Here is a 10,789-nt window from a genome sequence, read left to right on the forward strand (position 1 = left end):
GGAGGGAGGGCAGGGGACTGTTGCGCCGTGGGCCCGGTGAGGCCGATCCGGCCCAGAGCCTGCCCACGCAGCATTTCCACGTCGGCAGGCTGGATGATTCCCCGGTCCGTCATGAAGCGGAACAGGTCCACCGATCGCTCGTCGTCCAGTTGTCGCTGCCTGCCCTCGGCCTCCTTGACCTTCAGCAGCATGTCCATCACGTAGGCCGTGTCACCGGGGTGCGTCTGCAGGTGCCGGGTGAGCAGCCCTTGTATGTCCATGGGGGTACCGGCCAACGCCGACTGCTCCGTCGCCTCACGGGCGAGCCGGGCACGCTGGCCCTCGGCATCCAGCCGCAACCGATGCTGCTGAGCGGCCTGTTCCATGTCGAAGCGTTGTTGCCCCAGCTCCAATTCACGCTGGAGTTTGGTTCGTTCCCGTATATGAGCGGAGGCCGCCGCGTCCGGTGCGATGCTCACGACGCAGCGGAAGATCGTGACACCCTCGTCGAGCTTCATGGCACTGCGGCACTGCTGGTTGAGGTGGGTCTCCAGACCGGCCGCGTCCTCGATGGCGAAGCGACGGGCGACCGGCCGGAAGAGGGCTGCCAGATGCCGGTAGACGAGCGGCAGGCCGTCCTGGATGTTCCGCCTGACGATCTCTTCCGGTTCGGTGACCCGGAAGCTCATGTCGATTGTCGCCTCGAAGCAATGTGCCTGGTCGGCTGACGGCAGCGGGGTACTGTGCAATTTTGCGGTGCGGTGATGGTCGCCCATGTCGACCTCGTAGCGCCTGACGTACTTCGACCGCTGTCGCCAGCTCAGCTGCTTGCTGACGCGCACGATGTCGCCCTTGGGCGTCGCGTAAAGGAACGCGACACCCGGCCTTTCGGGCTTGCCCCGCCCCATATGAGGGTGGACCGCTTCCTGACGGATAATCAAAGGAAGTGACGCGCTCACTTCAACTCCCTCCCGGGATCTCTTGGGCGATCACGGCTTCGAGTGCCGCGGCCGTCCTCGGCAGCGGGCACAGAGCCTCCCGGCTCTTCCAGCGCGCGGCGTAGCGCCGGAGGATCAGCGCCGAGCGCCGGTGGCCCCGGGCCATGGCCTGGAACATGCGCAGCAGCGCGGTGCGCAGCTCCTCGTCCTCCTCCGCTTGGGCGGCCCAGCCGGTCAGGACCTGTTCCGCCTCCGCGTGGAAAAGTTCCTGGTTGACGACCTGCCGCCAGCACTGGATCAGGGCGCCGCGCAATCCCGGTGTCCGGTCGGCGAAGAAGAGCAAGGCGGGCCAGGTGCTGGTCGCCGAGATGTCCGTCATGAGTGAGGACGCCACGATCAGGAACACCAGCTGGCCTGCCGCCCGGCTCTGGGCGTCGGCCAGCATCGCGAGCAACTGCCGCAGCACTGTTCCGGCCTTGGCCTCGGCTGCCTTGTCGTCCTTGTCCACGATCAGGTCGGCGAAACTCGCGCCGATCGCCTCCGCGACCCTCCGGTCGTCGATCACGCCGAGCCGGCCCAGCGCTTCCACCGCCCGGTCCGGGTCCAGCCAGCCCAGGCTCACCCCGAGAGCCCGGGCCGCGGTGGCCTCGGCGAGGGGGTGGCCCTCGGCCACGTACCAGTCCCGCACCATGGCACGCACACTGTCCCGCAACGCGGGGTCCTCGGCGGCGACGCGCAGCGCGTACGCCACCGCGTCCCGGCGTGCCGGGGAGTCCTCTTCCGACCATGCCCAAGGAGACAGCACGGAGGCGCACAGATGGTCGAACGAGGCTGTGGCCAGGAGCCCTAGAGCCGTTCCGGCGCTGATTCGCACGTGGTCGGCCTGGTCGTCCACCAGTTCCTCGAGCCAATCCAGCAGGTGGTGCTGGATGTGGTAACCCGACCAGGCATGCAGGATCACCCAGCGGGCGGTGTCGACGTCCCGGTATTCCACCTTTTCGGTGGGCACTGTCCCATAGGCGCCACGCACCTCCCCCGGGAAGGCATGCGCCCGTAGCTGTTCCAGTCGGCTGCGGCGCGGCGCGGCGAAGGGATCGCGGATCACGTGAGCCGGGTTGCCGGAGGGGGCGACGAGCAGACGCGTCGTGGTGTCGAGGCGTCGTTGAAGCGAACGCGCCCCACAGCTCACGTCCTCCGCAGGCAGTCCGTTGAGTACAGCCAGGGCGATGGCGTGACAGCGGGCCGGAATCCCGTCCAGTCCGTCGAACCAGATTTCCAGCTCTTCGGCGCCCCGCCGTGCGACACGCTCCCGGACCCGGGCGACGTCAATGCTCCCGGCGCGGAACTCGTCACTGAGGACGAGAGCCAGGTCGGCCGCGAGCTTGCACGAGGCGTCCCGGGCGAGCTGCTCGGTCACATAGTCCGAGACCTCCGGGAGCGCCAGGATCTCCCCGGCCTTGTGATCACCGAGCCGCCAGCTCAGATGCCTTCGGGTGACCTCCGCATAGGACAGCGGGGCGGGCAGGTCGATGACGTAGTCGCGCAGGTCCGCGTCGGAGATCTGGGCGTCCGTGCCGACCGTGAGCACCAGCCGTGCGTCGGCCCGGATCAGCGCGGCTTCGATGTTCTGCACGTTCCGGCCGTTGAGCCGGCTGAAATGGGCCGGCTGGTTCAGCAGGAATCCGACGTGCGGCCGCAGCAGGCCGTCCTGCCTGCGGGAGCCGGGGGACTCGGGAGGACGGAGACCCTCCGCGGCGATGTGGTCGGCGAGCCCGGCCATGTCGACTGTGTCGTCCAGCGCGTAGATCGTTTCGGCACGGATGCCGAGCAGGAGGCGGATGGCGGCGGCCGCCTTGCCGTGGCCCTCGCCGCCGCGCAGGATCACCGTGTGCCGCTCGGCGAAACGCTTGCGGATGTCCATCCAGTCCGGCGGCTCCTCGTACGCGTGTCGCACGGGTTCCACCAGCCGTGGAGCGAGGTGCCACAACCTCAGTCGCTGCTGTCCGCCGTGCAGGACCACGTATTTGTCGCGGCCCACCACATCGCCGTCGACACCGCCGACATTGGTGAGGGCACGGTGCAGGTTGTTCTGCCGTGCGGTGGCGTTGCCCGCGTTGAGGGGCTTGGCCCCTTCGCCGCCGACGGACAAGGAGTGCGGGGGCGTCTTCGACTGAGTCTGGCCACTGCTCGCGCCGCCGCTGCCCTTGGGGGAGCCTGAAGGGGGTGCGGACGCGGGCGGCTGAGCCGGTGTCGCAGGGGGCGTCGCCGACGCGGGCCCGCTGGGTACGGAGGGCTGCGCGCTCAAAACCGAGTCTCCCCCTCGGTGCGGAGCTCATGGACGGTGACGTTCTTGTTCCCGCCGAAGACGCCACCTTCGACGGAGCCCGTGACCGTCACCGTCGTGCCGGCCGGTGGTGCCGCAGCCGTGTCCGTGGCGACCAGGGCTCCCACTTCCTGCTCGTCGTCGCTCTGTGGTTCCTCGGGCAGCCCGGGCGGTGAGGGGTACCCCGGCACCGTGACCCAGCCGGTCGCCCTCCGGCCGTTCTTGATGACGAAGGACATCCGCTGGTATGTGGCGGCGTCGATCGCCAGATAGTCGTGGCGCACGACTCCGCGGTAGATCTCGTCGGAGACGATGAACGCCATCCGCGCCTTGGACGCCGCCTTCAGCACGTCGCGCACGGGCTGGGCGTCCACCAGCCTGTAGGCGAAGTTGATCGCGTCGCCGGAGAAGCCTCGCGGGTCCGGTGCGGCCAGCCCTTGGTGCAGCGCGACACGGAAGCGCATCGCATGGGCCTCGCTGAAGATGGGTGCCTTCGCCTTCAGCTCGTCGTCGAGTGCGCGTACGAAGTCTCCGGCCAGCAGCACTGGTGAAATCGCTGCGGGGACCAGCATGAGGATTCCGTCGCCGCGGTCCTCCTTCTTGATGCCTTCGTGCTCCCGCAGCGTCCGGGCGACGGCTTCGTCGACCACCTCGTACATGGCGCTGCGCAGGGATCGCTGGATGGGGTTGGTACGGGCGCTGAAGTTCTCGATGTCCAGCACCACGATCGAGTAGGTGGTTGCCACAGGTGCCATGACGGGCGGTCCTTCCTTCGCCGATGCCTCCTCTTGGAGGCAGGCACCAATGTGGTACGCCCTGGCTGCTCGCCCGTCCATGCCATATGGCCCACAACGGGATGACCGCGTGGTGGGCGGCCGCAGACCCGTGCGGACCGTGATTGTCAGACCCCGGTGCGACACTCTCCGTCATGAGATGGGCGGTGGCGGAGACGGACGACGGGAGCGCGCGCCTCTGCCCGGTCGACGGGGAGGGGCGGGCCGCCGGGCCCGTCGAGACGGAGAAGAGCCTGGCCGAGGCGGTCCGGTCGCGGCCCGAAGCGGACCGCTGGGTGTGGCGGTCCACGGCGGAGACCTACGGGCGGCTGCTCGCGGCGGGCGTCCGGGTCGAGCGCTGCTATGACGTCGAGGCCGCCGAGGCGCTGCTGACTGGGCACGAGGAGGGCCAGTCCGGCCAGCCCCGGTCGCTGCCCGCCGCCTGGGCGCGGCTGCACCGGCTGCCCGTGCCGGCCGACCCGCCCGCGCGGGCGGCGGAGACCCAGCCGTCCCTGTTCGCCCCCGGCCCGGCGCCCCTGCCGCCGGGCACGGACGAGCTGACGGCCCTGCTGGAGGTGTACGCGGAGCAGCTGGCCCGCACGGAGCGGACCGCGCACCCCGGGCGGATGCGGCTGCTGACCGCCGCCGAGTCCGCGGGCACCCTGGTGGCCGCCGAGATGGGCCGGGCCGGGGTGCCCTGGCGGGCCGACGTCCACCACGAGCTGCTGCTGGAGCTGCTGGGCGAGCGCTATCCGGGCGGCCAGGAGACCCGGCGGCTCGCCGAGCTGGCCGACGAGGTGTCCCGCGCCTTCGGGGACGGCGTGCGCGTCCGGCCCGACCTGCCGGCCGACATCGTGCGGGCCTTCGCCCGCGAGGGCATCGCCCTGTCCTCCACCCGGGCCTGGGAGCTGCAGGAGATCGACCACCCCGCCGTCCCGGCCCTCCTGGAGTACAAGAAGCTCTACCGGGTGCACACCGCCCACGGCTGGGCCTGGCTCCAGTCCTGGGTGCGCGACGGCCGCTTCCGGCCCGAGTACGTTCCCGCCGGCACGGTCACGGGCCGGTGGACCACCAACGGGGGCGGGGCGCTCCAGATCCCCAAGGTGGTGCGGCGGGCGGTCGTCGCCGACCCGGGCTGGTGCCTGGTCGTCGCCGACGCCGACCAGATCGAGCCCCGGGTGCTGGCCGCCGTCTCCCGCGACCCCGGGCTGATGGACGTCGCGGGCAGCGGCCGCGACCTCTACGCCGACCTGGCCGAGCGGGTCTTCGCGGGCGACCGGGAGCGCGCCAAGCTCGCCATGCTGGGCGCCATCTACGGGCAGACCTCCGGCGACGGCCTCAAGCACATGGCCGACCTGCGCCGCCGCTTCCCGGCGGCCGTGGCCTTCGTCGACGACGCGGCCCGCGCGGGGGAGGAGGGCCGCCTGGTGCGCACCTGGCTCGGCCGCACCTGCCCGCCCTCCGCCACGGCCGGCGCCTACGACGAGGCGGGCATCCCGCAGGACGAGGAGCCCGCCGCCCCCGGCGGCACGGCGGGCGCCCGCGCCCGGGGCCGGTTCACCCGCAACTTCGTCGTCCAGGGCAGCGCGGCCGACTGGGCGGTGATGGTCCTCGCCCTGCTGCGCCAGTCGATCGCGGACATGGGCGCCGAGCTGGTCTTCTTCCAGCACGACGAGGTGATCGTGCACTGCCCGGAGGAGGAGGCGCCCGCCGTGGTGGACGCCATCCGCGCCGCGGGCGACCGCGCCGGGCGCATCGCCTTCGGCGACACGCCCGTGCGGTTCCCGCTCACGGCGGCGGTGGTGCGGTGCTACGCGGACGCCAAGGAATAACGATTCGCCCGTGTGCTCGGAGATCGTTCGGGGGATATCTCGGAGATCGCCATCCCCCTGACCCGAACCACCTCGGCCCCGGACGAGCCGGGAACCTTTGACAAGACCGCGCCCTCAGCCGACAGCGATGACCGCCACCGGTACGCGAAACGACGCTTCGGGCGACGGGCAGCCCAGCCGCACCCCTGTCGGCGCCACCGACCGACACATGCCAGATCGCCCACCAGCTCGTGTGCAGCCGCCAGGCTACGAATGACCCACCCGAGGCCGGGCGTCCAAGGACGCCCGGCTGTTGGCCAGTTCGCGTCCCGCACCGTCCGCGCCTCTACCGTCGCCGGCGCACACGCGCATCGGTCACCCCGGGCGTACTGAGTACAGACTGCGCCGGCACGGACATGGCCGCCATCAGCACCCCGCCCGTCACACGACAACCGCGGCCGAGAGCGACACCGGGGCCGAGGCTGATGCTGCTGCCTGTCTGGACATCGTCCCCGATGAGAGCGCCGAACGCCGATGTCCCGCATCGATAGAGCCCGCCCGGCACCCGAAAGAAGATTTCCTTCTCCGGGTGGCGCATGTCCTGGCTCCACATACTGATCGCCGCCACCATTACGTTCGCCGACAAGTGGGCCCGAGCCCCGACCACCGTCGAGTTGAGACCGATCCGGTGCCCCAGCACCGCGCCCTCGCCGACGAACGTCCGGGTCACCTCGCAGTTGAACCCGACCGACGCACCGGCACACAGCACCGAGCCCTTCCGCACCGTTGAGAACTCATGGACCCTGGCCCCGGGCCCGATGATGACGTCGTCCCCGATGATCGATGACGGGTGCACGAATGCTGACGGATGCACCCGCACTGCCAGCTTCGCCAGGGCCCGGCGATGCAACTCCTCCCACCCGGCAAGGAAATCCCTCAGTTCCAGCCCGCCCATGGCCCCGTAGGGTGTCGTCGCCAGCTGCTCCTCCAAGGGCTCAGCGACGTAGTCACCGAGCAGCACTGACGCCATTTGCAGTTCCTCCAATCGTGTCAGGCAGGACAGCCCCACATCGGCCTGCCGCTACCATCGCGACCACCGTCGCCGAACACAGGAGCCGAGCCCCCATGACCCGACCCCGCCTGGGCGTCGCCATCCTCACCATGGGCAACCGGCCCACCGAACTACGCGACCTGCTCGACTCCGTTGCCGAACAGGACTCACAGCCCACGCGCATCGTCGTCGTCGGCAACGGCACCCCGCTCCCGCCTTACGACGAGACCATCACCACCGTCGAACTCGACGAGAACCTCGGCGTCACCGGCGGCCGCAACGCAGCCCTCCAGCGCCTCCAGGAATTCGGCGACGTTGATGTCGTCATCGACCTCGACGACGACGGGCTCCTCATCGGCCACGACGTCTTCACTCGCGTACAGGACCTCTTCGTCAACGACCCCAAACTCGGGATCATCAGTTTCCGTATCGCCGACGAGACCGGCCACACTCAGCGCCGCCACGTCCCCCGCCTCCGCGCGGACGACCCCATGCGCCGTGGCCCCGTCACCACCTTCCTCGGCGGCGGCCACGCGCTCTCCACCCGCATGCTCCGGCAGACCGGGGGATGGCCCGACCACTTCTTCTTCACCCACGAGGAAACCGACCTCGCCTGGCGAGCCCTCGACGCCGACTGGACCATCCTCTACGCACCCGAGTTGCTCCTGCAGCACCCGCGGACCTCGCCCGCCCGGCACGCCGTCTACTACCGCATGACCGCCCGCAACCGTGTCTGGCTCGCCCGCCGCCACCTCCCAGCCGCTCTCATCCCTCTGTACCTGGGGACCTGGAGTCTCCTGACCGTCGCTCGCGCCCGCACCATCGGCGGCCTCAAGGCGTGGACCGAAGGCTTCATCGAGGGCATCAGAACCCCCTGTGGGGAACGCCGGCCCATCCGGTGGAGCACGGTCTGGCGCATGACCCGACTGGGCCGCCCTCCCATCCTCTAAGGTCGGACCACGTCGCCCGCCTCGGCTCGCAGCCGGTCCGGGACCGCCTGCGGCGTCCGCCTCAGCCACTCCACGTACCTGGCCACGCCATCGACCACCGAGATGCCCGGGACCCAGCCCAGCAGCCGCTCCATCCGACGCGTCGACGCATACCCACCCAGCGGGTCGCCCGGCGGCAACGGAGCCTCCACCAACGAGACACCGGGAACGTGCCCACGGACCAGCTCCGCCACTTGCCGGATGGACGTCGCCACCCCGCTCCCCACGTTCAGCGCCTCGTCATGCGCCGCCGGCGCCACCAACGCGCGCACCGTCGCGGCCGCCACATCATCCACGTGCACCAGGTCTCGTACCTGATGACCGCCCCCGTTCAACTGAAGCGGCAACCCGAGCAACGCCCGCGTCGCGAACCACGCGACCACCCAGGAATGCGACCCCGGCTTTACCACCTGCGGTTCCCCGTACACCGAGAAGTACCGCACGACACAGAACGAGACACCGGCAGCACCCAGAACCAGGCCCGTCTGCGTCTCCCCGAACGCTTTCGTATTCGCGTACACCGACAGCGGCCTCAACCGGCAATCCTCGGCGAACCGCGGCGGCTTCCGCCCGTACTGGAACTCCAGAGCCTCCCGCAACGCCCGGCGATCCGGATCAGGAGACGCCCAGTCCTCCGGGTCGCCATTGCCGTAGACACTCGCCGACGACACGAACATAAACCGTCGAACCGACCCCGAACCGGCAACCGCCTCGAGAACCGCCTGCGTCCCCGCTACATTCGTGCGGATAGCCGCTCCCGCATCACGCGTACACGCCGCCACATCCGCCAACGCCGCAGCATGCACCACAAACTCACACCCGCAGACCAACTGGTCAACCAATGCCCCATCCGCGACATCACCGACCACCACGCCGGGATCACCAGCCGCGACCCCGAACAGCTCCCGGTACACCCACTCCGGGTAAGCATCCATCGTGCACAGCACGACCGGACGCGCGCCCAGTTCACGCAGCAGCCCCACCACCCGGCTACCGATCAAGCCCGCGCCACCCGTCACCAATACCGACTTGCCCCGCAACTCCTTGCCCAGGTCGTACTCCACCACGCCTCCAAACGAGGGGGAGAACGCCGGCACGGCCGCACGGAGCCGTGCCGGCACGGAACGAACACCGGATACCTCGAACACCAGGCACCCTGAACTTCGATGGAACCCTGGCGTTCACGGAGTGATGAGGAGACGGGAACGGTCCGAACCCTTCTCCGGCGAGGCGCATGCGCCACGATCAGCGGACGGCGGCTCGCTCCTGCTGAACCTTCCGAAGTGTGTCTTGCGCCACAGTCCGTAACGTACTCGCTTAATGACGTTTTCAGCAAGCCTCTCCGTCCGGGTCCGGGATGCGAAAACCCCGCCACAGGGGCGGGGTTCGATCTGACCGGATCGATCAGCCGGTGGGGACGGGGATCCGGTACAGCAAGGCGTACTTGTGCCCCGCCTTGATCAGAATGCTTGCTTCGATGGGGCGCTGTTCATCGGAGTAGACAACGCGAAAGGTGCGCCCAACCGGGACCTCGGTCGGAAGTGCCAAGGTGAGGAACTCTTCTTCCGTGGGCTGGCGCCAGGAGACTTGGTCGATGGCTTCCCGAGGGGGGAAGCCCATGTCCGCCAGCAGCCGCGGCGAGCCGCCTCTGATCTTCTTCCTCTCGGTCAGGGGGGAGTTCACCGCAATCTCAAGGGGATAGTACGACCAGCACAGTTCGGCTGGTTCGCCATCCAGGAGCATCAGCCGCTTCCTGAGTATCGCTGTGCCGTCATCGGCCAAGCCAAATGCCCGGCGCACCTGAGCCGGCGGCACAACCTCCTCCACTGCGAGAATCTGGTTGAGGCCTATTTTGCCCTGCCGTGCCGCTTCGGTCAGCCACGTGTATTGCTCTCCCGCTGCGGCTGGGTGCTGTGTGGCTGCGGTGTCGAAAGCTTGTTGCGGTTCGTTCCGAACGTAGACGCCTCGCCCGGACTTGCCTTCGAGGTATCCCTCAGCCTTCAGGAGGTTGAGGGCGCGTTGGACGGTCTGATTCGAGACTCCGTAGTGCTCCATAAGCTCTGTGGTGATGGGGAGCTTTTCACCGGATGCCAGGTCTCCGGACATGATCCGTGCACGGACGTCGGCAGCGATCCTGCGATCGATCGGTCGAGTGTCCTTGTGCTTGGCCACGGGTCATCCCACCTTCATCTCGTACCCGAGGCGGGTGGCTCGCGTCATTGTCATGACGGATACCTCGACAGGCGCCCCTTCTCGGGAGTGGCTCGTGCGGGTGAGCACCAGGACCGGCTCGCCAGATGTCAACTGCAAGGCGCGCTCGATCTCCGGGTCCGGCAGGTCCACGTGCACGCTCTCTGTTACGTGAGTGATTGCCTTGCCCAGCTGTGCAAGAAGCGTCACGGCGCCGCCCGGGATCTTGCCCGTCTCTGCCAGGCGGGTTCCACGGGCGATGTCGACGGGGTAGTACGAGTCGGTCAGTTCAACAGGGTGTCCGTCGAGATACATCGCTCGCTGACGTACCACCGCCATGCCGCCGGGCTCCAGGTCCAGCTCCTCGGCCACGGTCCGTGGGGGAGTGACCTCGCCTACGAACAAGATGCGTTGCGTTCCCTTTGACCCTTTTCGTGACGCCTCTTCGGCCCAGGCATCGCTGGATTCACTCGAGCGTGGGGTCAGGTAGTTGATCGACTGCGAAGTCCATCGCTGACCTGTCATGACTGCCCCCTTCGTCGCTGATCCTCCAGAGTATCGGCTTACTCGCTGAGCGAGACTTCTGGTAACGGCTGGGCGGGGTGGTCGACATGGGCGCCGAGCTGGTCTTCTTCCAGCACGACGAGGTGATCGTGCACTGCCCGGAGGAGGAGGCGCCCGCCGTGGTGGACGCCATCCGCGCCGCGGGCGACCGCGCCGGGCGCATCGCCTTCG

General features: G+C 69.0%; 8 protein-coding genes and 1 pseudogene. 2 read left to right on the plus strand and 7 right to left on the minus strand.

Features of this window, described 5'->3' with window-relative positions; genetic code table 11:
* From K6I33_RS19695 to K6I33_RS19705, 3 genes and pseudogenes are all read right to left on the minus strand, one after another.
* A pseudogene (locus K6I33_RS19695) lies at window positions 1-938 on the minus strand (hypothetical protein); the annotation flags it as partial.
* Window position 939: 1 nt separating this feature from the next.
* Window positions 940-3,066: a hypothetical protein gene (locus K6I33_RS19700; RefSeq protein WP_229354238.1), complete on the minus strand. Its 2,127-nt coding sequence runs from the start codon at window positions 3,064-3,066 to the stop codon at window positions 940-942.
* A 152-nt stretch (window positions 3,067-3,218) separates the two neighbouring features.
* Entirely contained in the window at window positions 3,219-3,995 is a 777-nt protein-coding gene (locus K6I33_RS19705; protein WP_229354240.1) for a hypothetical protein, read from the minus strand.
* Window positions 3,996-4,168: 173 nt separating this feature from the next.
* Here K6I33_RS19705 and K6I33_RS19710 point away from each other — a divergent pair, with 173 nt between their 5' ends.
* A complete protein-coding gene (locus tag K6I33_RS19710) occupies window positions 4,169-5,845 on the plus strand; it encodes a bifunctional 3'-5' exonuclease/DNA polymerase (protein ID WP_229354242.1) in 1,677 nt (558 codons plus the stop codon).
* Window positions 5,846-6,170: 325 nt separating this feature from the next.
* Here the strand turns inward: K6I33_RS19710 and K6I33_RS19715 are convergent, their stop codons facing one another.
* Window positions 6,171-6,854, minus strand: a complete 684-nt coding sequence (locus K6I33_RS19715) for a transferase (RefSeq protein WP_229354244.1) — start codon at window positions 6,852-6,854, stop codon at window positions 6,171-6,173.
* Between the two features lie 95 nt (window positions 6,855-6,949).
* On the opposite strand from K6I33_RS19715, the gene K6I33_RS19720 reads away from it, so the two are divergent.
* The gene (locus K6I33_RS19720) at window positions 6,950-7,825 is read left to right on the plus strand and encodes a glycosyltransferase family 2 protein (RefSeq protein WP_229354246.1); all 876 of its coding nucleotides are present in this window, start codon (window positions 6,950-6,952) and stop codon (window positions 7,823-7,825) included.
* Here the strand turns inward: K6I33_RS19720 and K6I33_RS19725 are convergent.
* From K6I33_RS19725 to K6I33_RS19735, 3 genes are all read right to left on the minus strand, one after another.
* Window positions 7,822-8,928 (minus strand): NAD-dependent epimerase/dehydratase family protein, encoded by a 1,107-nt coding sequence (locus tag K6I33_RS19725; RefSeq protein ID WP_229354248.1) that lies wholly within the window; start codon window positions 8,926-8,928, stop codon window positions 7,822-7,824. The genes K6I33_RS19720 and K6I33_RS19725 overlap by 4 nt on opposite strands.
* A gap of 340 nt (window positions 8,929-9,268) precedes the next feature.
* Window positions 9,269-10,036, minus strand: coding sequence for a GntR family transcriptional regulator (locus tag K6I33_RS19730; protein WP_229354250.1), 768 nt, complete (start codon window positions 10,034-10,036; stop codon window positions 9,269-9,271).
* 3 nt (window positions 10,037-10,039) lie between these two features.
* Window positions 10,040-10,579, minus strand: coding sequence for a GntR family transcriptional regulator (locus tag K6I33_RS19735; protein WP_238491814.1), 540 nt, complete (start codon window positions 10,577-10,579; stop codon window positions 10,040-10,042).
* Window positions 10,580-10,789 lie beyond the last annotated feature (210 nt).

Source organism: Streptomyces sp. UNOB3_S3 (assembly GCF_020740895.1).
GTDB lineage: Bacteria > Actinomycetota > Actinomycetes > Streptomycetales > Streptomycetaceae > Streptomyces.

Excerpts from the sequence above, each read along its gene's own strand:
- K6I33_RS19705 (WP_229354240.1), bottom strand. The coding sequence starts at position 3,995 with ATGGCACCTGTGGCAACCACCTACTCGATCGTGGTGCTGGACATCGAG.
- K6I33_RS19710 (WP_229354242.1), top strand. The coding sequence starts at position 4,169 with ATGAGATGGGCGGTGGCGGAGACGGACGACGGGAGCGCGCGCCTCTGC.
- K6I33_RS19715 (WP_229354244.1), bottom strand. The coding sequence starts at position 6,854 with ATGGCGTCAGTGCTGCTCGGTGACTACGTCGCTGAGCCCTTGGAGGAG.
- K6I33_RS19720 (WP_229354246.1), top strand. The coding sequence starts at position 6,950 with ATGACCCGACCCCGCCTGGGCGTCGCCATCCTCACCATGGGCAACCGG.
- K6I33_RS19735 (WP_238491814.1), bottom strand. The coding sequence starts at position 10,579 with ATGACAGGTCAGCGATGGACTTCGCAGTCGATCAACTACCTGACCCCA.